The 26,651-nt window shown below is 69.9% G+C and carries 27 protein-coding genes, 1 pseudogene and 1 riboswitch; of the genes and pseudogenes, 16 read left to right on the top strand and 12 right to left on the bottom strand.

All coding sequences use genetic code 11. The features are described 5' to 3' along the window. Positions 1–27: 27 nt before the first annotated feature. From nrdE to AC3ENX_RS02095, 3 genes are read right to left on the bottom strand one after another with little or no spacing between them, the layout of a single operon-like run. Entirely contained in the window at positions 28–2,160 is a 2,133-nt protein-coding gene (gene nrdE, locus AC3ENX_RS02105; RefSeq protein WP_434810183.1) for a class 1b ribonucleoside-diphosphate reductase subunit alpha, read from the bottom strand. A 5-nt stretch (positions 2,161–2,165) separates the two neighbouring features. Beyond that, a complete protein-coding gene (gene nrdI, locus AC3ENX_RS02100; protein WP_434810182.1) occupies positions 2,166–2,597 on the bottom strand; it encodes a class Ib ribonucleoside-diphosphate reductase assembly flavoprotein NrdI in 432 nt (143 codons plus the stop codon). 17 nt (positions 2,598–2,614) lie between these two features. Further along, positions 2,615–2,845, bottom strand: coding sequence for a redoxin NrdH (locus AC3ENX_RS02095; protein WP_434810181.1), 231 nt, complete (start codon positions 2,843–2,845; stop codon positions 2,615–2,617). A 386-nt stretch (positions 2,846–3,231) separates the two neighbouring features. Here AC3ENX_RS02095 and AC3ENX_RS02090 point away from each other — a divergent pair, with 386 nt between their 5' ends. Together AC3ENX_RS02090 and AC3ENX_RS02085 are read left to right on the top strand one after the other, a co-directional pair. Then, entirely contained in the window at positions 3,232–4,437 is a 1,206-nt protein-coding gene (locus AC3ENX_RS02090; protein WP_434810180.1) for an MFS transporter, read from the top strand. A 132-nt stretch (positions 4,438–4,569) separates the two neighbouring features. Further along, on the top strand, positions 4,570–5,325 hold the full coding sequence (locus tag AC3ENX_RS02085) for an alpha/beta fold hydrolase (RefSeq protein ID WP_434810179.1): 756 nt from the start codon (positions 4,570–4,572) through the stop codon (positions 5,323–5,325). 4 nt (positions 5,326–5,329) lie between these two features. Here the strand turns inward: AC3ENX_RS02085 and AC3ENX_RS02080 are convergent, their stop codons facing one another. After that, entirely contained in the window at positions 5,330–5,734 is a 405-nt protein-coding gene (locus AC3ENX_RS02080) for a pilus assembly protein CpaE (protein ID WP_434810178.1), read from the bottom strand. 61 nt (positions 5,735–5,795) lie between these two features. Here AC3ENX_RS02080 and AC3ENX_RS02075 point away from each other — a divergent pair, with 61 nt between their 5' ends. Genes AC3ENX_RS02075 through AC3ENX_RS02065 form a run of 3 tightly spaced genes read left to right on the top strand, consistent with a single transcriptional unit; the run spans position 5,796 to position 7,908 of the window. Then, entirely contained in the window at positions 5,796–6,185 is a 390-nt protein-coding gene (locus AC3ENX_RS02075; protein WP_434810177.1) for a DUF4260 family protein, read from the top strand. Further along, a complete protein-coding gene (locus AC3ENX_RS02070; RefSeq protein WP_434810176.1) occupies positions 6,182–6,721 on the top strand; it encodes a TetR/AcrR family transcriptional regulator in 540 nt (179 codons plus the stop codon). Before AC3ENX_RS02075 ends, AC3ENX_RS02070 begins: the two co-directional genes overlap by 4 nt. A 20-nt stretch (positions 6,722–6,741) precedes the next feature. Then, a complete protein-coding gene (locus AC3ENX_RS02065) occupies positions 6,742–7,908 on the top strand; it encodes an acyl-CoA dehydrogenase family protein (protein WP_434810175.1) in 1,167 nt (388 codons plus the stop codon). 9 nt (positions 7,909–7,917) lie between these two features. Here AC3ENX_RS02065 and AC3ENX_RS02060 read toward each other — a convergent pair whose 3' ends face one another. Further along, on the bottom strand, positions 7,918–8,664 hold the full coding sequence (locus AC3ENX_RS02060) for an NUDIX hydrolase (protein WP_434810174.1): 747 nt from the start codon (positions 8,662–8,664) through the stop codon (positions 7,918–7,920). Positions 8,665–8,668: 4 nt separating this feature from the next. Then, positions 8,669–8,941 carry a metal-sensitive transcriptional regulator gene (locus tag AC3ENX_RS02055; protein WP_434810173.1) on the bottom strand — a complete coding sequence of 91 codons (273 nt, stop codon included), beginning with the start codon at positions 8,939–8,941 and terminating at the stop codon, positions 8,669–8,671. A gap of 34 nt (positions 8,942–8,975) precedes the next feature. On the opposite strand from AC3ENX_RS02055, the gene AC3ENX_RS02050 reads away from it, so the two are divergent. From AC3ENX_RS02050 to AC3ENX_RS02035, 4 genes are read left to right on the top strand one after another with little or no spacing between them, the layout of a single operon-like run. Continuing rightward, on the top strand, positions 8,976–10,247 hold the full coding sequence (locus AC3ENX_RS02050; protein ID WP_434810172.1) for a DUF445 domain-containing protein: 1,272 nt from the start codon (positions 8,976–8,978) through the stop codon (positions 10,245–10,247). 41 nt (positions 10,248–10,288) lie between these two features. Beyond that, positions 10,289–10,633 carry a gamma-glutamylcyclotransferase family protein gene (locus AC3ENX_RS02045; RefSeq protein WP_434810171.1) on the top strand — a complete coding sequence of 115 codons (345 nt, stop codon included), beginning with the start codon at positions 10,289–10,291 and terminating at the stop codon, positions 10,631–10,633. Beyond that, the gene (locus AC3ENX_RS02040; protein WP_434810170.1) at positions 10,633–11,526 is read left to right on the top strand and encodes an arginase family protein; all 894 of its coding nucleotides are present in this window, start codon (positions 10,633–10,635) and stop codon (positions 11,524–11,526) included. The genes AC3ENX_RS02045 and AC3ENX_RS02040 overlap by 1 nt, the downstream gene beginning before the upstream one ends. Continuing rightward, entirely contained in the window at positions 11,523–11,993 is a 471-nt protein-coding gene (locus AC3ENX_RS02035) for a SixA phosphatase family protein (RefSeq protein WP_434810169.1), read from the top strand. The genes AC3ENX_RS02040 and AC3ENX_RS02035 overlap by 4 nt, the downstream gene beginning before the upstream one ends. 15 nt (positions 11,994–12,008) lie before the next feature. Here AC3ENX_RS02035 and hutI read toward each other — a convergent pair whose 3' ends face one another. Genes hutI through hutH form a run of 3 tightly spaced genes read right to left on the bottom strand, consistent with a single transcriptional unit; the run spans position 12,009 to position 16,560 of the window. After that, entirely contained in the window at positions 12,009–13,253 is a 1,245-nt protein-coding gene (gene hutI / locus AC3ENX_RS02030) for an imidazolonepropionase (protein WP_434810168.1), read from the bottom strand. Then, complete coding sequence (gene hutU / locus AC3ENX_RS02025) at positions 13,250–14,920, bottom strand: urocanate hydratase (protein WP_434810167.1); 1,671 nt, start codon at positions 14,918–14,920, stop codon at positions 13,250–13,252. The genes hutI and hutU overlap by 4 nt, the downstream gene beginning before the upstream one ends. Positions 14,921–14,979: 59 nt before the next feature. Next, positions 14,980–16,560, bottom strand: a complete 1,581-nt coding sequence (gene hutH, locus AC3ENX_RS02020) for a histidine ammonia-lyase (protein ID WP_434810166.1) — start codon at positions 16,558–16,560, stop codon at positions 14,980–14,982. Positions 16,561–16,667: 107 nt separating this feature from the next. Here hutH and AC3ENX_RS02015 point away from each other — a divergent pair, with 107 nt between their 5' ends. Continuing rightward, complete coding sequence (locus AC3ENX_RS02015; RefSeq protein WP_434810377.1) at positions 16,668–17,384, top strand: IclR family transcriptional regulator; 717 nt, start codon at positions 16,668–16,670, stop codon at positions 17,382–17,384. A 203-nt stretch (positions 17,385–17,587) separates the two neighbouring features. Here AC3ENX_RS02015 and AC3ENX_RS02010 read toward each other — a convergent pair whose 3' ends face one another. Further along, positions 17,588–18,070 (bottom strand): YbaK/EbsC family protein, encoded by a 483-nt coding sequence (locus AC3ENX_RS02010; protein WP_434810165.1) that lies wholly within the window; start codon positions 18,068–18,070, stop codon positions 17,588–17,590. A gap of 16 nt (positions 18,071–18,086) precedes the next feature. Here AC3ENX_RS02010 and AC3ENX_RS02005 point away from each other — a divergent pair, with 16 nt between their 5' ends. After that, entirely contained in the window at positions 18,087–19,382 is a 1,296-nt protein-coding gene (locus AC3ENX_RS02005; protein WP_434810376.1) for an NAD(P)/FAD-dependent oxidoreductase, read from the top strand. A gap of 7 nt (positions 19,383–19,389) precedes the next feature. On the opposite strand, the gene AC3ENX_RS02000 is transcribed toward AC3ENX_RS02005, so the two are convergent. Further along, entirely contained in the window at positions 19,390–20,691 is a 1,302-nt protein-coding gene (locus AC3ENX_RS02000; RefSeq protein ID WP_434810164.1) for an MFS transporter, read from the bottom strand. Beyond that, a riboswitch (TPP riboswitch) is annotated at positions 20,683–20,784 on the bottom strand. It overlaps the preceding gene by 9 nt. Positions 20,785–20,820: 36 nt before the next feature. Between AC3ENX_RS02000 and AC3ENX_RS01995 the strand changes: the two are divergent. The 4 genes and pseudogenes from AC3ENX_RS01995 to AC3ENX_RS01980 all read left to right on the top strand — a co-directional run. After that, positions 20,821–20,940: pseudogene (locus AC3ENX_RS01995) on the top strand (ubiquitin carboxyl-terminal hydrolase family protein); the annotation flags it as partial. A 203-nt stretch (positions 20,941–21,143) separates the two neighbouring features. Beyond that, a complete protein-coding gene (locus AC3ENX_RS01990; protein ID WP_434810163.1) occupies positions 21,144–22,211 on the top strand; it encodes a Glu/Leu/Phe/Val dehydrogenase family protein in 1,068 nt (355 codons plus the stop codon). Positions 22,212–22,327: 116 nt separating this feature from the next. Continuing rightward, complete coding sequence (locus AC3ENX_RS01985) at positions 22,328–23,914, top strand: AMP-binding protein (protein WP_434810162.1); 1,587 nt, start codon at positions 22,328–22,330, stop codon at positions 23,912–23,914. Positions 23,915–23,944: 30 nt separating this feature from the next. Next, complete coding sequence (locus AC3ENX_RS01980; RefSeq protein WP_434810161.1) at positions 23,945–24,271, top strand: hypothetical protein; 327 nt, start codon at positions 23,945–23,947, stop codon at positions 24,269–24,271. Positions 24,272–24,292: 21 nt separating this feature from the next. Here AC3ENX_RS01980 and AC3ENX_RS01975 read toward each other — a convergent pair whose 3' ends face one another. After that, positions 24,293–25,549 (bottom strand): glutamyl-tRNA reductase, encoded by a 1,257-nt coding sequence (locus AC3ENX_RS01975; RefSeq protein WP_434810160.1) that lies wholly within the window; start codon positions 25,547–25,549, stop codon positions 24,293–24,295. A gap of 42 nt (positions 25,550–25,591) precedes the next feature. Between AC3ENX_RS01975 and hemE the strand changes: the two genes are divergently transcribed. After that, positions 25,592–26,641 (top strand): uroporphyrinogen decarboxylase, encoded by a 1,050-nt coding sequence (gene hemE, locus AC3ENX_RS01970; protein WP_434810375.1) that lies wholly within the window; start codon positions 25,592–25,594, stop codon positions 26,639–26,641. Positions 26,642–26,651: the final 10 nt, after the last annotated feature.

Genomic DNA, 26,651 nt, shown 5'->3' with positions numbered 1-26,651 from the left:
AGCGAGTGGAGGCAGGCGAAACGCAGCTCAGAGCATGCAGGAGACGCACTCGGTCATGTCGGTGCCCTCCAGTGCCAGCTGCCGCAGACGGATGTAGTAGATCGTCTTGATGCCCTTGCGCCAGGCGTAGATCTGGGCCTTGTTGATGTCGCGCGTGGTGGCGGTGTCCTTGAAGAACAGCGTCAGCGACAGGCCCTGGTCGACGTGCTGGGTGGCGGCGGCGTACGTGTCGATGACCTTCTCGTAGCCGATCTCGTACGCGTCCTGGTAGTACTCCAGGTTCTCGTTCGTCATGAACGGCGCCGGGTAGTAGACGCGGCCGAGCTTGCCTTCCTTGCGGATCTCGATCTTCGACGCGATCGGGTGGATCGAGCTCGTCGAGTTGTTGATGTACGAGATCGAACCGGTCGGCGGCACCGCCTGCAGGTTCTGGTTGTAGATGCCGTGCTCCTGGATGCTGGCCTTCAGCGCCGTCCAGTCCTCCTGCGTGGGGATGTGGATGCCGGCGAACAACTCCTTGACCTTCTCGGTCTGCGGCTCCCACGACTGCTCGATGTACTTGTCGAAGAACTCTCCCGACGCGTACGTCGAGTCGGCGAACCCGTCGAAGGTCGTGCCGCGCTCGATCGCGATCGCGTTCGACGCGCGCAGCGCGTGGAACAGGACCGTGTAGAAGTAGATGTTCGTGAAGTCCAGGCCCTCTTCCGAGCCGTAATGCACGTGCTCGCGGGCGAGGTAGCCGTGCAGGTTCATCTGCCCGAGGCCGATCGCGTGCGAGCGGTCGTTGCCGTCCTCGATGGAGCGGACCGAGCGGATGTGACTCTGGTCGCTCACCGCGGTCAGCGCCCTGATGCTGGTCTCGACGGTCTTGCCGAGGTCGCGGCCGTCCATCGCCAGGGCGATGTTCATCGAGCCCAGGTTGCAGGAGATGTCCTTGCCGATCTGGTCGTACGAGAGGTCTTCGTTGTACGTCGTCGGCGTGTTGACCTGCAGGATCTCCGAGCACAGGTTCGACATGTTGATCCGACCCTTGATCGGGTTGGCCTTGTTCACCGTGTCTTCGAACATGATGTACGGGTAGCCCGACTCGAACTGGATCTCGGCGAGGGTCTGGAAGAACTCGCGCGCGTTGATCTTCGTCTTCTTGATGCGCGCGTCGTCGACCATCTCGCGGTACTTCTCGGTGACCGAGACGTCGCCGAAGGGCACGCCGTAGACCTTCTCGACGTCGTACGGCGAGAACAGGTACATGTCCTCGTCATTCTTGGCGAGCTCGAAGGTGATGTCGGGCACGACGACACCGAGCGAGAGCGTCTTGATGCGGATCTTCTCGTCGGCGTTCTCACGCTTGGTGTCCAGGAACCGCATGATGTCGGGGTGGTGCGCGTTGAGGTAGACGGCACCGGCGCCCTGGCGGGCCCCGAGCTGGTTGGCGTAGCTGAAGCTGTCTTCGAGCAGCTTCATGACGGGGATGATGCCCGAGGACTGGTTCTCGATCTGCTTGATCGGCGCACCCGACTCGCGGATGTTGCTCAGCAGCAGGGCGACGCCGCCGCCGCGCTTGGACAGCTGCAGGGCGGAGTTGATGCCGCGGGCGATCGACTCCATGTTGTCTTCGATGCGCAGCAGGAAGCAGCTGACGAGCTCGCCGCGCTGGGCCTTGCCGGTGTTGAGGAAGGTCGGCGTCGCGGGCTGGAAGCGGCCGGCGATGATCTCGTCGACGAGCTCCATCGCGAGGTCCTGGTTGCCGTCGGCGAGGCCCAGGGCCGTCATCACGACGCGGTCCTCGAAGCGCTCGAGGTAGCGCTTGCCGTCGAACGTCTTCAGCGTGTAGCTCGTGTAGTACTTGAACGCGCCGAGGAAGGTCTCGAAACGGAACTTCTTCGAATAGGCGAAGTCGTTGAGCTTCTGGATGAACTTGAACGGGTACTTCTCGATGACGGCGCCCTCGTAGTACTCCTTGTCGACGAGGTAGTCGAGGCGCTCCTTGAGCGAGTGGAAGAACACGGTGTTCTGGTTCACGTGCTGCAGGAAGTACTCCCGCGCGGCACGCTTGTCGGCGTCGAACTGGATCTTGCCGTCCTCGCCGTACAGGTTGAGCATCGCGTTGAGGGCGTGGTAGTCCATGCCCTCGAAACGCGCCTCGCTCTTGAAGGCCATGTCGGTCACTGTCGCTTCCACCATCGTTCCAATCCGTCGCTCACAGCGGCGACGTCGTCGGGTGTGCCGAAAAGTTCAAGCCGGTACAAGTGGGGCACATCGCACTTGCGGCTGATGATGTCGCCGGCGAGACAGAAGTGCTCGCCGAAGTTGGTGTTGCCCGCGGAGATCACTCCGCGCAGATGCGTGCGGTTTCGCTCGTCGTTGAGGAACCTGATCACCTGCTTCGGGACGGCGCCCTTCTCTTCTCCTCTGCCCTGGCCGCCGCCGTACGTGGGGGTCACGAGCACGAACGGCTCGTCGACCACCACGGCCGGGTCGGTGGCATGCAGAGGGATGCGGACGGACGGCATCCCGAGCTTCTCGATGAAACGCGCCGTGTTTCCGGAGACGCTCGAGAAGTAGACGAGCAGCGGCGCGTGCGTTGCGGTGAGCATGTCTGCGCCGCCGCGGCTTACAGGCGCGAAGCCAGCTCGTCGATCTTGTCGGGACGGAAGCCCGACCAGTGGTCTTCGTCGGTGACGACGACCGGGGCCTGGAGGTAGCCCAGGCTCTTCACGTGCTCGAGCGCAGCCGGGTCCTCCGACAGGTCGAGAATCTCGTAATCGATGCCCTTCGAGTCCAGTGCCCGGTACGTCGCGTTGCACTGCACGCAAGACGGCTTCGTGTAGACGGTGATCGCCATGTCGACCCGTTTCTCCCCTCGAAATCTTGTTCATGTCCGGCAGGTGCCCGCCGGGAGTCCAATACTACATATGGGTACGGACATTGGGGTGCACCACAAGGGATAGTAGTTACATCACTGTAGTTTTCCCCCGCTTTCCCCATGTTCAACACAGGTTGTCCACCGATTCATCCACAGCCTCGGCACGCCGTCGCGAACCTGGAAAGGGCCTGAATCCGGGCCTTTTCGTCGAGCGCCTCTCGACCTGTCCACAGATTGGACGCTACGAGGGGGCTCCGACATCCGCCGGCCTGTGGAAATCGCGCTTCGGCGTGTCGTCGGCGTGTCGCGGATCACACCTCTCCGTCCGCACGGACTCGCCCCGTCCGAGGACTACCGTTGGAGTCGTGGCGGGATATCGGGAGCTGCTGCGCGCACCGGGCGTGGCGCGCATCATCGCGGCACAGTTGACGGCGCGATTCCCCAACGGCATGACGAGCCTCGCGATCCTGCTGCACGTCGAACAGGTCACCGGTTCGTACGGGGCTGCCGGCCTCGTGCTTGCGGCGGCATCCATCGGCCAGGCGGTCTCGGGGCCGGTGACGAGCCGCTGGATGGGCGTATGGGGCATCCGCCGCGTACTCACCCTCACCTCGGCCGTGTGCGTCGCCGCGATCCTCGCACTCGCGCTGCTTCCGATGGAACTGCCCGGCTACATCGTGTTCGGCCTCATCGCCGGCACCTCGACACCGCCCGTGCAGTCCGCGGTGCGCACGATCTATCCGAAGCTCGTGACCTCGCGCCAGCTCACACCGCTGTTCTCGCTGGATGCCAGTCTGCAAGAGATCATCTGGATTCTCGCGCCCGTCGTGATCACGCTCGTCGCGACGCAGGCGGGCACGGTGCCCGCGCTGCTGCTGATCGCCGTCATCCTGGCCGGGGGCGGCGCGTGGTTCATCCTCTCCCCCGAGGTCGGTCGAGTGCGCATCCCGCGCAGCCGCCGCGCGTTCGGCAAGGTGCTCGCCAAGCCCGTCGTGCTGCTGGCCACGATCGTCGGCTTCCTCCTGATCGGCGCGTGCGCGGCGGTCGAGGCGGGCGTCGTCGCGGCGTTCGGCCATGACGGGCTCGAGGCGGGGCTCGTGCTCGCGGTCTTCTCCGTCGGCAGCCTCGCCGGCGGCCTTGCCTTCGGGCACATCCCCATCGGGCGCTGGGCGATGGCGCGTCGCCTCGCGATCGTCGCGGTCGGCCTCAGCCTCACGATGATCTCGCTCACGGTGTGGTGGCTGGGCGCCTCCCTGTTCATCGCGGGCGTCGGCATCGCCCCCGCCCTCGCGGTCATGTTCGCGATGACGTCGGCGAGCGTGAAGTTCAGCGAGACGGCCGAGGCGTACGGCTGGATCGGCACCGGTCAGCTCATCGGCGCGGCGGCGGGGTCTGCGGTCGCGGGATTCCTCATCGACGGTGTCGGGCCGGTCGGCGCCTTCATCGCGGGCGCCGCGTTCGCCGTCGTCGGCGTGATCGTCGCCGTGACCTGCGTGCGCGGGTTCCCCGACCTCCGCGGCCGCGACGTGAGTCCCATCCCCGACACCGAACCGGTGCCCGTCATCACCTGACCCGGATGCTTCGGACCTCTCGCGAACCCTCACACCTTGCACGAACCCACACGGTTCCGCGCGCAAGATCGTGTGGGCTCGGCGAAATCGTGTGGTTTCGGCGGCGACTGGGTGGCCTCGTAGGCTGACAGCATGGTCGCACCCGTCACGCTCCCGCGCCTGTCCTGGGGTTCACCGCACGCCACCCGTCACGCACTGCTGGTGCACGGGCTCGGCTCGAACGGTGCGCTCATGTGGCGGTACGGCGTCGAGCTCGCAGGAGCCGGCTGGCGGGCGGATGCCGTCGACCTCCGCGGCCACGGCACGGCCCCCCGCACCCTCGACTACACGATCGACGCCTACGCGACCGACCTCGTGCACACGGCTCCGGCCGATGACGAGCCGTGGGATCTCGTGATCGCGCACTCCCTGGGCGGTGCGGCGGCGACCGTCGCGAGTGCGAGCACGCCGGCGTGGACGCGCCGGCTCATCCTCATCGACCCGGCGATCCATCTGAAGGGTCGCGACCGCAATGTCGTGCGCAACAGCCAGGAGCGTTCGTTCGCCGATCCATCGCAGGATGCCGTGCGCGCCGAACATCCCGACTGGCACCCGCACGACATCGAGTTGAAGGCGCTGTCGGCGCAGCAGGCGAGCCGGTGGGCGGTCGAGCAGACCAGTGCACAGAACCAGCCGTGGGACGTCCGGGCCGCGGCATCCCGTCTGACGGTGCCCACGCATGTCATCGCGAGCGACCCCGCGGTGTATTCGATCTTCCGTCCGAGCCTTGCCGACGAGGTGCGCGCGAACAGGGTCGTGACCGTCTCGACCGTGCTCGGCGCCGGGCACTCACCGCACCGCGATCGCCCCGAAGACACCATGCGCCACGTGCGCGACGCCCTGGCCTGAGCCTTCAGGCGATGCGGGTCAGCATCGCGAGCACGGCGAGCGCGTACGCATCTTCCGGCAGCGGATGCTCGAACCCCAGCGACGCTCCGTCGAGCTCGATCTCGACGACGTGGGTGTCGGGCAGTCGCCGCAGTGCGCGGAAGGCGCCGCGCAGCATGTCGCGCAGCTGATCCTCCCTCGGCAGCCACAGCGTGTCTTCGAGCGCGACCGAGTCGAGGGCCCATTCGGTGGTTCCGTTGAACGCGAGGATCGCGCCGGTCGGGTACGCCTTCGGCTCGATCGTCATCTCACTCACGGTGAAGACGTCGGCTTCGAATTCGGGTTCGTCGAGTTGGAAGCGATCGCCGGATGCCGGTCGCCACACGAGTCCTGCCGCACGTAGCCGCAGGGCGAGGTCGGTCGAGATCATGCATCCATCCTGCTCCTCCCCCGCCTTGACGGTCGAGAGGCGGGCTAATACTATTAGCCGTATGACGATTCCTCGCGTACTCTGGTCGCTCCTCGCGCTCGCCCTCCTCGGGTTCGCGATCTTCGAGTCGGTCAAGCACGGCTGGCTGTTCGGCGGCACCATCCTCGCCGCCGCGATCCTTCCCGACGTCGCACTGATCGGCGCGTTCGACCCGGGTCGCCCCGGTCGACTGCGCCCGAGCCGTGTCGCGTTCTACAACCTGCTCCACAATCCGTGGTTGCCCGTTGTGACGATGCTGGTCGGCATCGTGTTCTCGGCGCTCGCCTTCGTCGCGGGGTGCGCGTGGCTGCTCCACATCGCGATCGACCGCGTCGCCGGCTACGGGCCTCGCGAGCCCGACGGCAGCATCCGCTCGGCCCACCGCGCAGCGGCCGGGTCGGTGGCGCGATGACTGCGACCGACCGCCGAATCGCACTCACGACCCTCGCCGGCGACGTGCTCGAAGCCGTCGGACTCGAACGGTTCGGCGTCGGCGAACTCGCACGGGCGGCGGGCATCAAGCCGCCGAGCCTCTACAAGCACTTCGACGGGATCGCCGATGTCGAGGCGGCGCTCATCGCGGAAGCGTTCCGCGAGTTCGGCGCGGCGCTCGCACATGCGGACGGTGCGCGCGGGTTCGCGCAGGTGTACCGGGCGTACGCCGCGACCAAGCCCCAGCGGTACCGCCTCATGACGGCCCGACCTCTCGACCGGGAACGACTATCGGTCGCCGAGGATGAAGTTGCGGCGATGTTGCCGCTGTTGCGTCTGCTCGGCGAAGACGTCGACCACCACCCACGATCCCGCGCCCTGTGGGCGTGGGCGCACGGGCTGATCGTGCTCGAGATCGCCGACCGCTATCCGCCCGGCGCCGACCTCGACGCCTCATGGGACGTGCTCATCGACACCGCCGAACGCTGGGCGTCGGAGGCAGACCGGCGACCCTGACCGCCGCAGATGGGACGAAGATGGAGAGCGTGAGCACCTTCTCCCCGACCGACCACCTGCCAGACGACCTGCTCGAGCGCATCCGCGGTCGGGCTGCCGCCGTCGACCGCGACAACGTCTTTCCCGAGGAGGACCTCGCCGACCTGCGCGCCGCGGGGTATCTCTCAATCCTCGTTCCGACCGCGCGCGGCGGTGCGGGCCTCGGCCTGCGTGAAGCGGCGGTGCTGCAGCAGCGACTGGCCGGCGCCGCCCCCGCGACCGCCCTCGCGGTCAACATGCACCTGGTGTGGACCGGCGTCGCCAAGGTGCTCGAGGACCGCGGCATCGATGACCTCCGCTTCGTGCAGGAAGGCGCAGCGTCGGGCGAGGTGTTCGCGTTCGGCATCAGCGAGGCGGGCAACGACCTCGTCCTCTTCGGCAGCGACACGGATGCCGTCCCGCAGTCCGACGGCGGCTATGCGTTCACGGGAACGAAGATCTTCACATCGCTCGCACCCGTGTGGACCCAACTCGGCCTGCACGGCCTCGACACCACGAGCCCCGACAGCCCGAAGATGGTCTACGCGTTCGTTCCCCGCACCGATGCCGTCGTCACCCGCGACGATTGGGACACCCTCGGCATGCGCGGCACCCAATCGCGCACGACAGAACTGCACGGCGCTGTCGCCCCCGCTGACCGGGTCGTGCGCCGCATTGCACCAGGCCCGAATCCCGACCCGCTCGTGTTCGGCATTTTCAGCGTCTTCGAGGTGCTCCTGGCATCCGTCTACACCGGCATCGCGCGGCGGGCGCTCGAGGTCGCCGTGGCGACTGTCAAAACCCGCACGTCGAAGAAGACCGGATCCCCGTACAGCGAAGACCCCGACATCCGCTGGCGCATCGCCGACATGGCGCTCGCCTACGACGCGCTGCCGCCGCAGATCGACGCGATCGCCGGCGACGTGGATGGTCTCGTCGACCATGGCGGCCAGTGGTTCGCGAAGCTCAGCGGGCTCAAGCACCGCGCCGTCACCACCGCCAAGCGGGTCGTCGACGACGCGATGCTCGTCGCGGGCGGGTCGTCGTACTTCACCCGCAGCGAGCTCAGCCGTTTGTACCGCGACGTGCTGGCCGGCATGTTCCACCCCTCCGACCCGGAGTCGGCGCACAGCACGGTCGCGACCGCTTGGCTCGGCCCACTCCCCTGAGCGGCTCGGTCAGGTGCCGGTGTCGTCGGCTGAGGTGCCGACGCCGGGCGGCAGCGGGATCTCGCGGTCGGCATCCCACGGCTCGGTCCAGCCGAGGCGCGTGAACAGGCCGTCGAGCAGCATGCCCGTGAACCCCCACACCAGGTGCTCGGGTTCGGCGCCCCGTGCCGGCAGCAGGAACGCAGGCCCACGCCACTCCTGACCGTCTCGTCGGATGACCGTCACGCCGCGATTTTCGGGGTTCAGCAAGTCGGCCACCGGAGCGCGGAACACGGCCGAGGACTCGGCCTCGTCGACGACGCGCACCGCCGACGGATGCCGCCACCACGCGAGCACCGGCGTGACCAGGTGACCGGAGTAGGCAAGCGGCACGTCTTCGAGCGCGCCGAGCACCTCGACACCGCCGGCATCCAGGCCGGTCTCCTCGGTCGCCTCACGGAGCGCTGCCGCGACCGGGTCACGATCGCTCGGGTCGACGCGTCCGCCCGGAAAGGCGACCTGTCCCGGATGCGAGCGCAGCGACTCGGCGCGCGCGAGCAGCAGCACGTCGAGGTCGCGCGAGACGGCGGGATCGTCCGCGTCGCGACCTGCAGGCAGGTCGTCGAGCACACCGAACAGGATCAGCACCGCGGCCGCACGCGGATCCTCTGCCGTGGGAAGCGCTGCGAGTTCGGGCAGGGCCGCTCCCCCGCGGCGTACCCGCACGGCGAGGGCTGCGAGTTCGGCGCGGGCGCCGAGGGCAGGACTGTCGCTCATGGGTTCAGCGCGCGTCGAAGTCGTACGCCTTCAACAGTTCGGCGACGGCTTGCTCCCGCTGCTCGCCGCCCGCTTCGAACATGTGGGCGACGTGGGTGCGCAGGTGGTTCTCGACGAGCAGTTTGTCAAGCGAGGCGAGCGCCTTCTGCACAGCCCGGGACTGGGCGATGATGTCCATGCAGTAGTCCTCGTTCTCGATCATCTTCGCCAGCCCCCGCACCTGACCCTCGATGATGCTCGTTCGGTGCAGGGCGCGCTTGCGGATGTCGTCGATCACGCGGAAAGGATAACCCGCGTGCGAGGATGTCGGGATGCCGAGCACCCCGCCGCACCTGCTGAGTCCCGCCGACCAGGAGCGTCGACGTGGCCTGCGGGTGATGAAGGGCGTCGCGCTGGGCGCACTCGCGGCGATGGCGATCCTGTTCGTGATCGCGTTCGCGCTGCAGCAGACGATGCCCGCGTGGGCGTATGTGCGGGCCGCGGCTGAGGGCGGCATGGTCGGTGCACTGGCGGACTGGTTCGCGGTCACCGCATTGTTCCGGCATCCACTCGGGATTCCGATTCCGCACACCGCGATCATTCCCCGCCGCAAGGACGAGATCGGCCGGAGCCTCGGTGAATTCGTCGAGACGAACTTCCTCGCCTCCGATGTCGTGCGCGCGAAGCTCGAATCCACACGCATTGCGGCGAAGGCCGGCGAGTGGCTGCGCGAGCCCGGCAACGCCGAGAAGATCGCCGCCGAGGGCGCGACGGTCGCTTCGGGCATCCTCACCGCGCTCAGCGACGACGAGGTGCAAGACCTCATCAGCGACCTCGCCCGCGAGCACCTGCTGAGCCCGGAGTGGGGCCCGACACTGGGTGGCTGGCTGGACCGGGTGGTCACCGCCGACGCGCACCGCGGCGCTGTCGACCTCGGTGTCGACAGCATCGCGACGTGGCTCGCCGCGAACCGTGAGGCGTTCACGGGGCTCGTCTCGCGCCGTCTGCCCTCGTGGGTGCCGTCGGTCGCGATGCGGCTCGTCGACGACACGGTCTATCACGAGGCCGTCAAGTTCACGGCGGCCGTGCAGGCCGACCCGGACCACCCGGCTCGGCGAGCCGTCGACGGGTACCTGGCGCGCTTGGCCGACAATCTGCAGCACGACCCGGCGACGATCGGGCGTCTCGAAGACGCCAAGAGCGCCGTGTTCGACAGTCCGCGCGTGCGGGAACTCGCCGCGGAGGCGTGGAACACGGCGAAGAACGGCCTGCTCGCCTCGCTCGCCGACCCCGAGAGCGGTCTGCGTCGCCGCGCGGCCGCTGCGCTCGGTGAGATCGGCGAGCGCCTCGCCACCGACGAGGCGCTCCAGCGGCGCGTGGATGACAGGATCACCGACGCCGCCGTCTTCCTCGTCGACCGCTACCGCCACGACCTCGCCTCGATCATCACCGACACCGTCGAGAAGTGGGACCCGGCCGAGACCACCGAGAAGATCGAGCTCATGGTGGGCCGCGACCTGCAGTACATCCGCCTCAACGGCACCATCGTGGGCGCCCTGGCGGGCCTGGTGATCTTCACGATCGCACACGCATTCCTGGGCTGATCGCCCTCGTCTGCGGACCTGCTCCCGGGTAGCCTGGACCCATGGAGACCGGGCAGGGTGCACTGCTGTTCAGCTACGGAGCGCTCCAGCAGCCCGAGCTCCAGCTCGACACGTTCGGGCGCGTCGTTCAGACCGAGCCCGACGTGCTCCCCGGCTACACCGCCGACTACGTCGAGATCCGCGACACACGCTTCAGCGACCGCACCGGCATGACCGTGCATCCGATGCTGCGCCGCACCGGCACAGCCCGCGACAAGGTGACCGGCCGCGTGCTGCACCTCACCGACGACGAGGTCGACGCCGCCGACGAGTTCGAGATGTCGCTGTTCCACCGCGAGCGGGTCACGCTCGCCAGCGGCCGCGAAGCATGGGTGTATCTCGGCTGATGAACAGCATCCGTCCTGCACTCAGTGTCGATCCGCTCTGGCCGCGCGCCGGCGATTGGCCCCGCCCTTCGGGGCGGGCGGATGCCGTGATCCTCGGCATCCCGGCGTTCCGCACGTCGCTGTCGCCCACCGGTGCACACGCGACCCCCGGCGCCGTGCGCGAGGCGCTGCGCCGCTACAGCCCCACCGTCATGGGCCCGCCGCCGGTCGACCTGAACGAGGTTCTGACGATCGCCGACGCCGGCGATGTCGCCGATCCCGATGGGCACGCCGGCGAGGCGCGAGTGCGCGAGCGGGTGGGTGCGCTGGATGCCGGTCTGCTGATCGCGCTCGGCGGCGACAACTCGATCACCTTCGCGACGGCGCAAGGGCTCGGCGCGACGGGACTGATCACCCTCGACGCGCACTTCGATCTGCGTGACGGCGCATCCAACGGCTCCCCCGTCCGCCGCCTGATCGAGGAGGGCCTCGACCCGGCACGCATCGTGCAGATCGGCATTGCGGACTTCGCGAACTCAGCGGCCTACGCTCGCCGCGCGGCGGACTACGGCATCCGCGTCATCGGACTCGACGAGGTGCGACGCCGCGGGACCGCCGACGTCATGGCCGAAGCGCTCGACGTTGCCGGTTCGCGCGTTCATCTCGACATCGACGTGGACGTGTGCGACCGGTCGGTCGCGCCGGGCTGCCCTGCATCGGTGCCCGGCGGTCTGCAGGCGTGGGAACTGCGCGACCTGGTGCGCCGAGCCGCGGCAGATGCGCGCGTGGTCGGGGCAGACATCGTCGAGGTCGACGCGACCGCCGATGTGCCCGACGGACGTACGGTGCGGCTCGCCGCGCTCTGCGTGCTCGACCTGCTGGCGGGCCTCGGCGCCCGAAAGGAGACCGTGTGACCACGCTCGTGCTGATTCGCCACGCCAAGAGCGACTGGGGCGACCCCGGGCTCGACGACCACGACCGGCCGCTGAACGAGCGTGGGCTTCGAGATGCCCCCGTGATGGCAGCACGCCTGCACGGGACGGGCCTTCGCCTCGATGCGATCCTCGCCTCGACCGCAGTGCGCGCCCGCACCACTGCGGGCTACTTCGGCGACGCGTTCGGCCTTGACCCGGTGCTCGACGAGCAGTTGTACGGCGCCCCGGAGCGCACACTGCTCGCGGCAGCCGCGGCATCCGGTGCGGACGCCGTCGCCGTCGTCGCGCACGATCCCGGGATGACGGTGCTCGCCGAACGGCTGTCGGGTGGCGGCATCGGCCACATGCCGACGTGCGCCGTCGCGACATTCACGTGGACGAGTGACGACTGGGACGTCGCGTCAGCGATCGACCCCGACGAGTGGAGCTTCGACTCGCCGCGGTGAGGTGGCCGCGCGGCGTCAGACCGGCGCGCCGTCTTTGAAGACGTCGCGCACGAGCGGCACGCCGGGCCGGTAGGCCAGGTGCACGCGCGTCGGGGCATCGAGCACGACGAGGTCCGCCCGCGCGCCGACGCCGAGCTGGCCGACGTCGGTGCGGTTGAGTGCCCTCGCGCCGCCGGCGGTCGCAGCCCAGACCGCTTCGCCGGGCGTCATCCCCATCTCGCGCACGGCGAGGGCGATCATGAGCGGCATCGAGCTCGTGAAGCTGGTGCCGGGGTTGCAGTCGCTCGCGAGCGCCACCGTCACACCGGCATCGATGAGGCGACGCGCGGAGGGGTACGGGTGCTTCGTCGAGAACTCGACCCCCGGCAGCAGTGTCGCGACCGTGTCGGAGCCCGCGAGCGCTGCGACGTCGTCGTCGGACAGGTAGGTGCAGTGGTCGACCGACCACACCCCGTATTCGACGCCGATCGCGACCCCCTCGCCGTAGCCGAGCTGGTTCGCGTGCAGGCGCGGCAGGAGGTCGGCGCCGATGCCCGCGAGCAGGATGCGGTGGGTCTCGGCGGGGGTGAACGCACCCGTCTCGCAGAACACGTCGAACCACTTCGCGTACGGCTTCACGGCCTCGAGCATGGGACCGGTGACGAGGTCGACGTAGCCGTCGCGGTCGTCGGCGTACTCGGCCGGAACGACGTGCGCGCCGAGGAAGGTGACCTCGTCTGTCACCTCGCGGGCGAGTCGGGCGAGTCGCGCCTCCCCCTCGACGGTGAGGTCATAGCCCGTCTTCACCTCGAACGTCGTGGTGCCCTGCGCGTGGAGTTCGGCCACGAAGCCGAGCAGCCTGGCACGCAGCTCGTCGTCGGACGCGGCCCGTGTCGCCGCCACGGTGCGTCGTATGCCGCCGGCGACATACGGGATGCCGGCCATCCGCGACTCGAACTCGTCGGCCCGGTCGCCCCCGAACACGAGGTGCGTGTGGCTGTCGACGAACCCCGGGATGACCGCTCGACCGCCGACGTCGACGACCTCGAGCGGCGTTTCGTCTCGTCGCTGCGCTCCTCGCTCAACGACCGAGGTGACCCCACCGGTCGTTGAGCGAGCGAAGCGAGACGAAACGTCCCCCGCCTCGCTCGCCGGGCCGACCCACGCGACGCGGCCGTCCTCCATCAGCAGCGCCGCGTCGTGCAGCGTGCCGCACGGGTCGCCGTCGGCGGCGACGTTCGTCGTCAGCTCGCCGATGTTCGTCAGCAGCGTCGCGGTCACTGGGTCTCCGCCATCGGCACGTTGAGGCCGCGCTCGGCGGCGACTTCGCGGGCGCGGTCGTAGCCGGCATCCACGTGCCGCATGACGCCGGTGCCGGGGTCGTTGACGAGCACCCGCGCGAGCTTCTCGGCGGCCAACTCCGTGCCGTCGGCGACGGTGACTTGGCCGGCGTGGATCGAGCGGCCGATGCCGACCCCGCCGCCGTGGTGGATCGAGACCCACGATGCGCCGGATGCCGTGTTCAGCAGCGCGTTCAGCAGCGGCCAGTCGGCGATCGCATCTGATCCGTCGGCCATCGCCTCGGTCTCGCGGTACGGGGACGCCACCGAACCGGCGTCGAGGTGATCGCGGCCGATGACGACCGGACCCTTCAACTCGCCCGACGCGACCATCTCGTTGAACTTCAGCCCGGCGAGGTGCCGCTCCTGGTACCCGAGCCAGCAGATGCGGGCAGGGAGTCCCTCGAAGTGCACGGTCTCCCCCGCCTTCTCGAGCCACCGGACGAGCCCGGCGTTGTCGGGGAAGAGCTCTGCCACGGCGCGGTCGGTCTTGGCGATGTCCTCGGGATCACCCGACAGCGCCACCCAGCGAAACGGGCCGCGGCCTTCGGCGAACTGCGGCCGGATGTAGGCGGGCACGAACCCCGGAAAGGCGAACGCGTTCTCGAAGCCGCCGAGCTTCGCCTCGGCGCGGATCGAGTTGCCGTAGTCGAAGACGGCAGCCCCGGCATCCTGGAACCCGACCATCGCCTCGACGTGCTCGGCCATCGCCTCGCGGGCGCGGCGGGTGAAATCCTCCGCGTCGCGCTCGGCGTCGGCCTTCCAGTCGTCGAACGCGACGCCCACCGGCAGGTATGCGAGCGGGTCGTGGGCGCTGGTCTGGTCCGTGACGATGTCGATCTGCACGTCACCGGATGCCTGCCGGCGCAGCAGTTCGGGGAACACCTCGGCGGCGTTGCCGACGACCCCCACCGAGAGCGCCTCGCCGGCGTCGCGGGCAGCGCTGACGCGGGTGACCGCGGCATCCAGGTCGGTCGTGTACTCGTCGAGATACCCGTGCGCGACGCGGCGGGCCAGGCGCGATTCGTCGACGTCGACGATGAGCACGGCGCCGTCGTTGAGCTTGACCGCGAGTGGCTGCGCGCCGCCCATCCCGCCGCAGCCGGCGGTGAGGGTCAGTGTGCCGGCGAGCGAGTCGCGGCCGAGCGAGCGGGCGACGGCGGCGAAGGTCTCGTAGGTGCCCTGCAGAATGCCCTGCGTGCCGATGTAGATCCACGACCCGGCGGTCATCTGGCCGTACATCGTGAGGCCGAGCGATTCGAGGCGCCGGAACTCGGGCCACGTCGCCCAGTCGCCGACGAGGTTCGAGTTGGCGATGAGCACGCGCGGCGCCCACTCGTGCGTGCGGAACACGCCGACCGGCTTGCCGGACTGCACGAGCAGCGTCTCATCGGGCTCGAGCTCGTCGAGGGTGCGGATGATCGCGTCGTACGCCTCCCAGCTGCGGGCGGCGCGGCCGGTGCCGCCGTAGACGACGAGGTCTTCGGGGTGCTCGGCGACCTCGGGGTCGAGGTTGTTCATCAGCATCCGCTTGGCGGCCTCGGCACCCCAGCTCTTCGCCGTGCGCTCGGGTCCGCGCGGCGCGCGGACGGTGCGGGTCGTGGTCATGGCTGCCTCCCTTGGCGTCGCCGTTCGTTCTTCGGTGATCTGTACAGCGTCGGACGGATTCACGGCGTGGCCTCCGAAGTTGCGTGAATCTCCGAAGAAGTGGATGCCGCAGCCACCGCGGCCGCGGCGATAGCGCCCGACAGCACCAGGTCGGTTGCCGTCTCCAGGTCGGGCGAGACGAATCGGTCGGGGCCGGGGCCCGCGACGACGGTGCGCAGCAGGTCGCGGACGGCGCCGGTGGCGGGGCCGGGCTGCAGGGGGGCGCGCAGGTCGAGGGCGCGGCATCCGGTGATGACCTCGATCGCGAGCACACGGGCGAGCCCGTCGACGCCGCGGCGCAGCTTGCGGGCGGCCGACCAGCCCATCGACACGTGGTCCTCCTGCATCGCCGATGACGGGATCGAGTCGACGGATGCCGGCACCGCGAGGCGCTTGAGCTCGGAGACGATGCCGGCTGCGGCGTACTGCGCGATCATGAGACCCGAGTCGACGCCGACCTCGTCCGCGAGGAACGGCGGCAGGCCGTGGCTGCGGGTGCGGTCCAGCGCCCGGTCGGTGCGGCGCTCCGAGATCGAGGCGACGTCGGCGACGGCGATCGCGAGGAAGTCGAGCACGTACGCGACCGGCGCGCCGTGGAAGTTGCCGTTGGATTCGACCCGGCCGTCGGGGGTGATGACCGGGTTGTCGACGGCGGCCGACAGCTCTCGCACCGCGATCGTGCGGGCGTGGTCGATGGTGTCGCGGGCGGCGCCGTGCACCTGCGGCGAGCAGCGCAGTGAGTAGGCGTCCTGAACACGGGTGCACACGGCGGGGTCGCGGTGGCTCGCGACGACCGGCGAATCGGCGAGGAAGGCGCGGAGGTTCGCGGCGGAGTCGGCCTGGCCGAGCTGCGGGCGCAGCGCCATGAGGTCGGCGGCGAAGACGGCGTCGGTGCCGAGCTGGCTCTCGATCGAGAGGGCCGCTGCGACGTCGGCGGTCGTCAGCAGCACGTCGAGGTCGTGGAGGGCGAGCAGCAGCATCCCGAGCATGCCGTCGGTGCCGTTGATGAGGGCGAGGCCCTCCTTCTCCTCCAGCACGAGCGGGACGATCCCGGCTTCGTCGAGCACATCGGCGGCGGGACGCAGGTGCCCCTCGGCGTCGCGCACCTCGCCTTCGCCCATCGCCGCGAGCGCGATGTGCGAGAGCGGTGCGAGATCACCGGAGCAGCCCAGCGATCCGTACTCGCGCACGATGGGCGCGATGCCGGCGTTCAGGAGGGCGGCGTATGTCTCGACGACGACGGGGCGGACGCCGGTGCGGCCGGTCGCGAGGGTCTGCAGGCGCAGCAGCTGGATCGATCGCACGACCTCGCGCTCGACCTCAGCACCGGTGCCTGCGGCGTGGGACCGGATGAGGCTCGCCTGCAGCTGCCGGCGACGCTCCGGTGCGATGAAGGTCGTGGCGAGCGCGCCGAATCCGGTCGAGATGCCGTAGTGCGGTTCGGGGTCGTCGGCGAGGCGCTCGACGAGGGCGCGGGTCTCGGCGACACGGGCGAGCGCGGCGGGGTCGATGACGACGGTGGCGTCGTGGCGGGCGACGGTGACGAGCTCGGCCGGGGTGAGCGGGCGGGCGCCGACGGTGACGGTCTCGATCGGAGGCATGCTCCGATTCCACTCCCCCGCGGTGCGCGTCGCCACAGGGTGGATGGCATCATGTGTCTGTGATCCCAGACAAGCCGCAGGTGCCGGCCGCCGACCAGACGCTGCGAATGCTCGGCTACCTCGCGCGCCAGCGCGGCCCTGTCGCCGCGCGCACGATCGCCGATGCCCTCGGCATCCCTCGATCGACCGTTTATCACCTGCTGGCCGCGATGGCTGCCCACGGGTTCGTCGTGCACCTCGAGGCCGAGCGCCGCTGGGGACTCGGCACCGCCGCGTTCGAACTCGCCGGCGGGTTCGCCCGGCAAGAACCGCTCGCGCGCATCGGTCGACCGCTCGTCGCGGCGCTGGCCGACCGGGTCGGTGAGAGCGCGCACCTGGCCGTCATGACCGGGCGCGACGTGCTGTACATCGTCGAGGAGCGGGCGCCGCGCCGGCCCGCCCTCGTGACCGACGTGGGCGTGCGGCTGCCCGCGCATCTCACCGCGACGGGGCGGGCGATGCTCGCGCTGCTGCCCGCCGCGCAGGTGCGGGCGCTGTTCCCGGATGCCGGGGCCTTCGCCGACCGCACCGGCCGCGGGCCCCGGCGGCTGTCGGAGCTACGACCCGTTCTGCAGCGGGTCCGCGCCGCGGGGCACGCCGCCGAAGACGGCGAGGTCACAACGCGCCTGCGATCGGTCGGCGTTGCCGTGCGCGATCACGCCGGCTGGCCCGCCGCCGCCGTCGCCGTCACGTGGCCCGCTGACGCCGATCGCGATGAACAGGTGCTCGTCGCCGCGGTGACGGACGCGGCATCGACCCTCTCCCGTCGCCTGTACGCGCGATAGTGCCGCCCCGCCTCCACGCCACAGTCTCGTGAGGCGGCCGAGTCGTTCGAATATCGGATGCCGGAGCTCTACGCCGGGGACGCGTCCGGTGAAGCCGGTCGTCCGGCACCCGCGCCCTATCCGGCCGCGTGCCGTCCGCAGGCATGGTCGGCCGCTGCCGCCGTGACCTGCGCGCGCATCGCCGGGGGTGCGTGAGGGGGCGCTCAGGCGACGTCGGCGACGGTGGCACCGGTGAGCGCGACCAGCTCGTCGAACGTGAGCGGAACGACGGTGTGCGGTGTGCCGCCGGCAGCCCAGATCTCGTCGAACGCGCGCAGGTCGGCATCGACGACCGTGCGCAGCGGGGCGGGGTGGCCCGTGGGTGCGACGCCGCCGATCGCCTGCCCGGTCGCATCGCGCACCTGCTCGGGCGTCGCCCGGCGGATCGGACCGGTGCCGAGACGTTCGGCGAGCGCGGCCGTGTCGACGCGGTGCGCACCGCTGGTCATCACCAGCAGCGGTGCGTCGTCGCACTGGAAGACGAGGCTGTTGGCGATCGCGCCGACCTCGACGCCGAGGGCCTGCGCGGCCAGCACGGCGGTGGATGCGGCATCGGGCAGCATGACGATCTCACCGGCGATGCCCTTGGCGCGAAGCGCATCATGGACGAGTCGGCTGCGGGGCGAGAGGTCTTCGGGCGCGGTCACCGCTTCAGCCTAAGCCGTGTTCGCGCACGGCAGATCGGGCCCCGATCCCGGGCACGGGTCGGGTGACGAGTGTGTCGAACATGCACGAATCCGGCACCGTCATGAATCCCACGTTGACCGACGAGCAGTGGGACAAGCTGCGATCGCACGCGACGCCGCACGACGCCGAAGTCGGCGAGTTCTTGGTGCGTGCAGGGCAGGAGGGTCCGGCGCTCGTCGTCGTCGAATCAGCGCTCGTCGAGGTCGTGCGCGAGAAGCTGAAGTGGATCGACGAAGAGATCATCGGCACCGGCGGCCGCCGCACCTTCATCGGCGAACTCGGCGCGCTCAACGGGCAGCGTCCCTTCCTGTCGCTGCGGGTCGCCGAAGCGGGACTCGTGCACCTCGTCAGCCGCGCCGACCTGCGCGCGCTCATGGACGAGGACGACGAGCTGTGCGACCTGCTGCTGCACGCCCTGTGGGCGCGCCGCGAGGGGCTGCGCAACAGCACGGCGGCGATGACCTTGAAATTGATGGGCGGCGGCGACCTGATCGGCCAGGCGACGCTGCAGGCGCTGAAGTTCGGCGTGCGCGTGTACGCACCGTGCGCCGCCGTCTCGCTCGAGCAGTCCGGCGACAACCTCGACATCACCCTCGCCGACGGCCGCATCATCTGCGCACGGTCGGCGATCGTCACCTCGGGCGCCGCGTACCGCCGTCTGCAGCTGGATCGCTGGGACGAGTTCGAGCGCGCCGGCATCTACTACGCCGCCACCCCGCTCGAACTGCGGCAGGTCGCCGGCGACCGGTCGTCGTGGTCGGCGGTGCCAACTCCGCCGGGCAGGCGGCGCTGTATCTCGCTGCGAACGACTGCCCCGTCGACCTCGTGGTGCGCGGCGACGATCTCGGCGCGCGGATGTCGTCATACCTGGTCGGAAGGCTCACCGAAGACCCCCGCATCCGGGTGCGCATGGCCTTGAACGTCGTGTCGCTCGGCGGCGAACGGTCACTGGCATCCGTCGGCATCGACACAGTCGGCGAGGTCGACGCCCGCGGCCTGTTCTGCTTCATCGGTGCACAGCCCGCGACCGACTGGATCGCGCAGCTCGATCGCGACGCCGAGGGGTTCATCCGCACCGGCACCGATGTGCAGGTGCAGACCCTCGCACGTTGGCAGCACGTGGGCCGCGAGCCGCTGCCGTTCGAGACGTCGACGCCACGGGTGTTCGCCGCCGGTGACGTGCGCCGCGGGTCGATGAAGCGTGCCGCCGCCGCCGCCGGCGAAGTCTCGAGTGCCGTCGCCTCGGTGCACCGCGCGCTCGCGCTGGTCTGAGCCGACGTCAGCGGGTGACGGGGCGCGCGATGACCGCGCCGACCGCGCCCACGAGCGCCGCCAGTGCCATGAGCGTCGCGACGGGCCACCAGTGGCCGGTCGCCGCGACCATCGCGGTGGCCGCGAGCGGCGCGAGTCCGCCGCCGACGATTCCCGCCGCTTCGCGACCGATCGTCATGCCGGAGTAACGCACCGCGGGGTCGAACAGCGACGCGAGCCAGGCCGGCTGCACGCCGTCGGCAGCGGCGTTGACGATGCCGATCATGAGCGTGAGCACCGCGACGACGAGCGTCGCGTCACGGGTGTCGAGCACGACGAACAGCGGTGCCGCGAGCACTGCGAGCGCTGCGAGCGCTCCCCCGGTGACCCACGCGGCGCGCCGGATCAGCAGCGCCCACACCGGGCAGAGCGCGGCGGCGACGGCGGCGGCGACCATAAGCGCCGTGAGGGTGACGGTCTTCGGCATGCCGAGCACCGTGGTCGCGTAGCCGAGGCAGAACACCGAGACGACGTAGAAGCTCACGTTCTGGCCGAACCGGACGAGGAACACGGCGAACACGTTGCGCGGCGCCACGAGCGCGGCCCGCAGCGGCGCGCGCTCGCGGTCGCCGCCTTCGACGACCCGGTCGAACTCGGGGGTCTCGGCGACGCGTGTGCGCAGGTACAGTCCGAGCAGCACCAGGGCGCCGCCGGCGAGGAACGGCAGCCGCCATCCCCACGCGAGCAGGCCCTCGTCACCGACGGCGGCTGCGACGATCGTGAACGCGAGACTGCCCAGGATGAGCCCGACGTAGAGTCCGCTCGTCACGAGCGCGCCGGCCACGGCGCGGCGCGTGCCGACACTCTCGAGGGCGAGCAGCGCGGCACCGCTCCACTCCCCGCCGGCGGCAGCGCCCTGTGCGAATCGCAACACGACCAGCAGCACGGGGGCCGCGACGCCGATCTGCTCGTAGGTCGGAAGCACGCCGATGAGCGCGGTCGCTGTGCCCATGACGAAGAGGGTCGCGAGCAGTGTGCGCCGCCGGCCGATGCGGTCGCCGAAGTGCGCCGAGACGAGTCCGCCGATCGGTCGCGCGATGAAGCCGGTGGCGTAGACGGCGAACGACAGCAGGATCGCCGTCAGCGGCTCTTCACGCGTGAAGAACAGCGTCGGAAAGACGAGGGCTGCCGCGGTGCCGTAGAGGAAGAAGTCGTACCACTCCAGCACGGTCCCGATGGATGCCGCGGCGACTGCGCGTCGCGACCGGCCTTCCGGGGGCCCGGCGGGGGTGGCTGTATGGGTGGACGGTGTGGTCAGGTGCACGCTCATCGGCGACATCCCTTCGCTCGCATGATCGAGATCAGGTTCGACGGGTGTGATCTCAGCCGCCGCGCGAACGCATCGGCACCCCGTGTCGGGACCCGAGCATAGTGGCCGCCGGATGGGCAGCCTGACCACATGACGGACACACGATTCGACACGACGGCACCGCCTTCGGGCGATGGCTGCGCCGAATGCGACGCGGTGGACGGCTGGTGGGTGCATCTGCGCAGGTGCGCGGCGTGCGGGCACGTCGGCCTCGCCTGACCGCATCCACCCCGCCGCCGAGATTGCCGAAACTGTCGCCCGGAGGGCCGTTTCGCGACAGTTCGCGCAATCTCGCGAGCCATCGCGCAGCGAATCTGCTCGCAAATCGACGCGATCAGGCGCACAATGGTCATGGACCCGCAACGCCGCGGGCCGCGAGTGCACGCCCACAAGGCCGGCCGAAAGAGAACGCGATGACCCACGCTCTGCCCTTGCCCGATGTCACCCACGAGCGCGTGGAGGTGATCACCGGACGGCGCAGTGGCCTGTTCATCACCGTCGCCCTGCACTCGTCCGTCCTCGGCTCCGCCCTCGGTGGCGCCCGGCTGTGGACCTACCCGCACTGGAGCGATGCGCTCGGCGACGCCCTGCGACTGTCGGCCGCGATGACGCTGAAGAACGCGGCCGCGGGACTGGATGCCGGTGGCGGAAAGTCCGTCATCGCTCTGCCGCCCGGCACGGTGCTCGATGCCGAACGCCGTCGCGCCGCCTTCCTCGACCTCGGTGACGCGGTCGAGCTGATGGGCGGCCTGTACCGCACGGCGGAAGACGTGGGTTCGACCACGGGCGACATGCTCGTCGTCTCGGAGCGCACCGAGCACGTCGTGGGCCTGCCCGACACCGTCGGCGGTTCGGGCGAGCCTGCCGGCCCGACGAGCCTCGGCGTCTACGAGTCGCTGCGCGCGACGCTCGAGCGGGTGACCGGCTCCCCCGACGTCGCCGGTCGTCGCATCACGATCTCGGGCCTCGGCCAGGTCGGCAGCCGCCTCGCCGTGCGCCTGTCGACGGAGGGTGCCGCGCTCACGGTCACCGACGTCAATCCCGACAAACTGCACCTGGCCGCCGAGCTCGGCGCGACGTGGGTCGCACCCGGCACCGAGCACACGGTGCCCGCAGAGGTGTTCGTGCCCGCCGGCATCGGCGGGGTGCTCGACGACGAGACGATCGACGCGCTCGATGCGCGCGCGGTGTGCGGCCCGGCCAACAACCCGCTCGCCGCCCACAGCGGGGCGCAGCGTCTGGCAGACCGCGGCATCCTCTACGCCCCCGACTTCGTCGTGAACGCGGGCGGGGTCATCTACCTCGACCTGGTCGCCAAGCATCTCGGTTCGCGCGATGAGGTGTTCGCGCGCGTCGCAGGAATCGGCGACACGATCCGCACGATCTTCGACCGCGCCGAGCACGACGGCACGACGCCGCTCGCGGCGGCCGAAGCGCTCGCTGCGGCACGCCTCCAGGCAGGAGCCCACGCGCTGGTCTGACGCGCGGATCACACGGGTCGAAACCCAGTCCCGCGGCGGTTGATCCCGAGTGCCACCGGTGAGAGGATCGAATCCCGGCGACGAGGCCGGGGAGTGATCTTCGAGGGAGACGATCCGTGTTCACCAGCCCCTTCCCTGACGTCGAGATTCCGAACCAGGGCATCTACGACTTCCTGTTCGGCTCGCTCACCGATGACGAGCTCACACGGGTCGCACTGATCGATCCGGCAACGGCCGCAGAGACGACCTACGGTGCGCTGCGCGCCCAGGTGAACGCCTTCGCGGGGGCACTTGCCGCGCGCGGCGCCGAGGTCGGCACGGTCGTCGGGCTGCTGTGCCCGAACGTGCCGGCGTTCGCGACGGTGTTCCACGGCATCCTGCGCGTCGGCGGTGTCGTGACGACGATCAACTCGCTGTACACGGCGGGTGAGATCGCGAAGCAGTTGACGGATGCCGGCGCCACCTGGCTCATCACCGTGAGCCCGCTGCTCCCCCAGGCCAAGGAGGCCGCGGCATCCGTCGGCATCGCCGATGACCACCTCATCGTGCTCGACGGCGCCGAGGGACACCCGAACCTGCGTGAACTGCTCACCGAACAGCAGTCGCCACCGGAAGTGATCTTCGACCCGGCCACGCACGTCGCCGTCCTGCCGTACTCGTCGGGCACGACGGGCGTCCCGAAGGGCGTCATGCTGAACCACCGCAACCTCGTCGCGAACGTCGAGCAGTGCCGCGTGAACATCGACCTGAAAGGCAGCGACCGGGTGCTGGCGGTGCTGCCGTTCTTCCACATCTACGGCATGACGGTGCTGTTGAACCTGGCGCTGCGGCAACGGGCGAGCCTGGTCACGATGCCGCGGTTCGATCTGGAGCAGTTCCTCACCAACATCCAGGCCTTCGCGTGCACGTACCTCTACATCGCGCCCCCGATCGCGGTGGCGCTCGCCAAGCACCCCATCGTCGACACGTTCGACATCTCGACCGTGCATTCGGTGTTCTCGGGCGCGGCACCCCTCGACGGCGAGACGGCGGAGCTGGCGGGGAGCCGCATCCATGCGCGCATGTTCCAGGGGTACGGCATGAGTGAGCTCTCGCCGGTCTCGCACGCCATGCCCTACACGCGGGACGACGTGCCGGTGAGCTCGGTCGGTGTCGCGCTGCCGAACACGATCTGCAAGCTCGTCGACACCGAGACGGGGGCAGAGATCACCGAGTTCGGCGACGACGGTGTGACCGCACCGGGCGAACTGTGGGTCAAGGGTCCGCAGGTGATGCTCGGCTACCTGAACCGCCCCGATGCGACGGCCGAGACGATCGACGCCGACGGCTTCTTGCACACCGGTGATATCGCGACGCACGACGAACGCGGCTGGTACACGATCGTCGACCGACTCAAGGAGCTCATCAAGTACAAGGGCTACCAGATCGCTCCGGCTGAGCTCGAAGCGCTGCTGCTGGGGCACCCGAAGGTGATGGATGCCGCGGTCATCGGCGTCCTCGACGACGAGAAGCAGGAGATTCCGAAGGCGTTCATCGTTGCGGTGCCCGATTCGGGGCTGACCGCCGACGAGGTGATGGCGTTCGTGGCCGACAACGTCGCGCCGCACAAGAAGGTGCGCCGGGTAGAGTTCATCGACCAGGTGCCGAAGTCCGCCTCCGGCAAGATCCTCCGCAAGGATCTGCGGGCGCGCGAACAGGCCTGAACCGCCACAGTCCCGAGTCAGAGGAGCACGATGCCCGCGCAGGACGCCGCCGATCGGATGATGCACCAGGCCCATGAGGCCTTCGACCGCGGCGACACCGTGCTGCACCTGCAGTTCGAAGTGAGCGGGCTGGGCGGCGCGCAGTCATCGTGGGGGTCGAGCGAGAACCTCATCGGCAGCGACGACCACGTCGGCTACTTCCTCACGCACGTTGAGCAGATCGGCTGGCGCCTCGAGCACACCGGATACACGTTCGTGCAGACCGGGGCGTCCACCTCCCAGAAGATGTGGGGCACCGGCGAAGGTGTCGTCACACGGGGCGTCGTCGTCGGCTACTTCACGTTCCGCCGCGCCTGAACACCCCTGGCAAGAGCCGGGTCAGGCGGACTGTTCGCGCTCGTCGGGGCGGGTGACGGCGGGGGTCACGGCCGGCGGCACGGCGATGTCGTGCAGGGTTCGCATGGCCTGTTCGACCTCGGCGATGCGCCCCTGCAGCGCGAGGTCGCGGATGCGGACGGAGGGGCCGTGCAGCAGCACTCCCGCGAGGTGGCGCAGCGCCGCTTCGGTCTCGTCTCCGGCGCCACGGGCGCGGGCCCTGGCGATCTCGGCGTCGAGCAGGGCGTGCACTTCGCGGCGCAGTGCCGTGATGGCGGGGCCGGCGGCGATGTCGGCGGCGTATTCGGATGCCGCATCCCCCACGAGCGCGCGGGCGTGGGCGTGCGCGTCGAACTCGGCGAGCGGCTCGTGCAACTTGATGGTTTCGAGGTCGAGCAGTTCGACCCCGTCGACGGCGCCGACCTCGGCGTCGACGTTGCGGGGCAGCCCCAGGTCGATCACGAGCACGCGGTGGCCGGGTGCGAACGCGTCGGCGTGGACGACGGCATCGGTCGTGCAGGTGATGACCACGTCGGCTTGATGCGCGGCATCCGCGAAGGACGGCTCTGCGACGAGCCCGTGCGTCGATGCGAAGGCTGCGGCGCGGCCCGACGGCGAGTACACGCGCAGGTCGTCTGCGCCGAGGGCGCGGACGGCGCCGACCGTGCGGGCGGCGTAGCGGCCGGTGCCGACGACGAGCACGCGGGCCTTCGACCAGTCGGTGATGCGGCTGGAGGCGAGGTCGAGCGCGAGCCGCACGAGCGAGCGGTGCGCGCCGCGCAGCGACGTGCGGTTGCGTACGCCACGGCTCGTGTGCAGCGCCTTCTGGAACAGGCGCTCGAGGTCGCTCGACGACGTTCCCTCGGTGCGGGCGTCGTCGAGCGCGCGGCGCACCTGACCCGAGATCTCGTCTTCACCCACGGCCATCGATTCGAGCCCGCTCGTCACCGAGAACAGGTGTGAGATGACCCGATCGCCCTCGTGCACGTGCACGGAGGTCCGCAGCTCGTCAGGGGTGAGCCCGCTGGCTGCGGCCATGGCATCCACAACCGATTCCGACGCGACGGCGGCGCCACCGGTGAGCGGCTCATCGATGTCGAGGTAGGCCTCGAAGCGGTTGCAGGTCGCGAGGACGACGGCTCCCGAGACGAACGCGACGTCGTCGACGAGGGTGCGTGTGGCCTGCGGCGCACCGACGGAGAGGGCCTCGAGCACGTCGAGACCCGCATTCCGGTGGTTGGCGGAAAGGCACAGGAGCACGGAACTAATGTTAACGCTGTGTCGCTGAACGGGTCCCCAACGCTGTCCGATTCCCATCCCCTGCGTGATGGAAGGGTGGCCGGGTCCCCCCTTCTGGAGGCACTGCGCGGCAATCGCCCCGCGACCCTGCCGGTCTGGTTCATGCGGCAGGCGGGGCGTTCGCTGCCCGAGTATCGCGAACTGCGCATGGGTACCGACATGCTCGACGCGTGCCTCACCCCCGACATGGCGGCCGAGATCACGCTGCAGCCGGTTCGTCGGCACGGCGTGGATGCCGCGGTGTTCTTCAGCGACATCGTGATCCCGGTGCGACAGGCCGGTGTCGACGTGACGATCGTGCCCGGTCGCGGCCCCGTGCTCGCCGAGCCGGTGCGCGACGCCGCCGCGGTCGCCGCCCTGCCCGAACTCGACCCCGCAGCGCTCCAGCCGGTGCGGGATGCCGTGGCCCTCACCGTCGCATCCCTCGGCGCGACGCCGCTCATCGGGTTCGCCGGCGCCCCGTACACGCTCGCCTCCTACCTCGTGGAAGGCGGGCCGTCGAAGGAGCAGCTGCGCACCCGCGCGCTCATGCACTCCGACCCGGACACCTGGGCGGCGCTGCTGGCATGGTGCGCCCGCATCACCGGCGCGTTCCTGGCGGCACAGATCGAGGCGGGCGCTTCGGCCGGGCAGCTGTTCGACTCGTGGGCGGGGTCACTCAGCGTCCGCGACTACACCGAGCACGTCGTGCGGCACTCGGCCGATGCGATCGCTCACGCGAAGGCGCTCGGCGTGCCGATCGTGCACTTCGGCGTCGGCACCGGTGAGCTGCTGCCGACGATGCACGGCATCGGCGCCGATGTCATGGGCGTCGACTGGCGTCTGCCGCTCGATGAGGCCTCGCGTCGCCTCGGCGGTGGCGTGCCGTTGCAGGGCAACATCGACCCGGCGCTGCTCTTCGCGCCGTGGTCCGTGCTCGAAGCGCACGCGCGCGAGGTCGTCGAGCGCGGCAAGACGGCCCCGGCGCACATCGTGAACCTCGGTCACGGCGTGCCGCCCGAGACCGATCCGACGGTGCTGACCCGCCTGGTCGAACTCGTTCACTCGCTCTGAGCGGGGCGGT

Source organism: Microbacterium sp. bgisy189, assembly GCF_057707225.1.
Note: the sequence above shows the minus strand (reverse complement) of the source record. Positions and strands in the feature narration are given on the sequence as shown.

Bases quoted from the DNA above. Each gene is read 5' to 3' on its own strand.
- AC3ENX_RS02045 (WP_434810171.1), top strand. From the start codon at position 10,289: ATGGAGACCGGGCAGGGTGCACTGCTGTTCAGCTACGGAGCGCTCCAG.
- hutU (WP_434810167.1), bottom strand. From the start codon at position 14,920: ATGACCACGACCCGCACCGTCCGCGCGCCGCGCGGACCCGAGCGCACG.
- AC3ENX_RS02095 (WP_434810181.1), bottom strand. From the start codon at position 2,845: ATGGCGATCACCGTCTACACGAAGCCGTCTTGCGTGCAGTGCAACGCG.
- AC3ENX_RS02040 (WP_434810170.1), top strand. From the start codon at position 10,633: ATGAACAGCATCCGTCCTGCACTCAGTGTCGATCCGCTCTGGCCGCGC.
- nrdI (WP_434810182.1), bottom strand. From the start codon at position 2,597: ATGCTCACCGCAACGCACGCGCCGCTGCTCGTCTACTTCTCGAGCGTC.
- AC3ENX_RS02060 (WP_434810174.1), bottom strand. From the start codon at position 8,664: ATGAGCGACAGTCCTGCCCTCGGCGCCCGCGCCGAACTCGCAGCCCTC.
- AC3ENX_RS02000 (WP_434810164.1), bottom strand. From the start codon at position 20,691: ATGAGCGTGCACCTGACCACACCGTCCACCCATACAGCCACCCCCGCC.
- AC3ENX_RS02080 (WP_434810178.1), bottom strand. From the start codon at position 5,734: ATGATCTCGACCGACCTCGCCCTGCGGCTACGTGCGGCAGGACTCGTG.
- AC3ENX_RS02085 (WP_434810179.1), top strand. From the start codon at position 4,570: ATGGTCGCACCCGTCACGCTCCCGCGCCTGTCCTGGGGTTCACCGCAC.
- AC3ENX_RS01980 (WP_434810161.1), top strand. From the start codon at position 23,945: ATGCCCGCGCAGGACGCCGCCGATCGGATGATGCACCAGGCCCATGAG.
- AC3ENX_RS02070 (WP_434810176.1), top strand. From the start codon at position 6,182: ATGACTGCGACCGACCGCCGAATCGCACTCACGACCCTCGCCGGCGAC.
- AC3ENX_RS02075 (WP_434810177.1), top strand. From the start codon at position 5,796: ATGACGATTCCTCGCGTACTCTGGTCGCTCCTCGCGCTCGCCCTCCTC.
- AC3ENX_RS02015 (WP_434810377.1), top strand. From the start codon at position 16,668: ATGCTCGGCTACCTCGCGCGCCAGCGCGGCCCTGTCGCCGCGCGCACG.
- AC3ENX_RS02065 (WP_434810175.1), top strand. From the start codon at position 6,742: ATGGAGAGCGTGAGCACCTTCTCCCCGACCGACCACCTGCCAGACGAC.
- hutH (WP_434810166.1), bottom strand. From the start codon at position 16,560: ATGCCTCCGATCGAGACCGTCACCGTCGGCGCCCGCCCGCTCACCCCG.
- nrdE (WP_434810183.1), bottom strand. From the start codon at position 2,160: ATGGCCTTCAAGAGCGAGGCGCGTTTCGAGGGCATGGACTACCACGCC.
- AC3ENX_RS02050 (WP_434810172.1), top strand. From the start codon at position 8,976: ATGCCGAGCACCCCGCCGCACCTGCTGAGTCCCGCCGACCAGGAGCGT.
- AC3ENX_RS01990 (WP_434810163.1), top strand. From the start codon at position 21,144: ATGACCCACGCTCTGCCCTTGCCCGATGTCACCCACGAGCGCGTGGAG.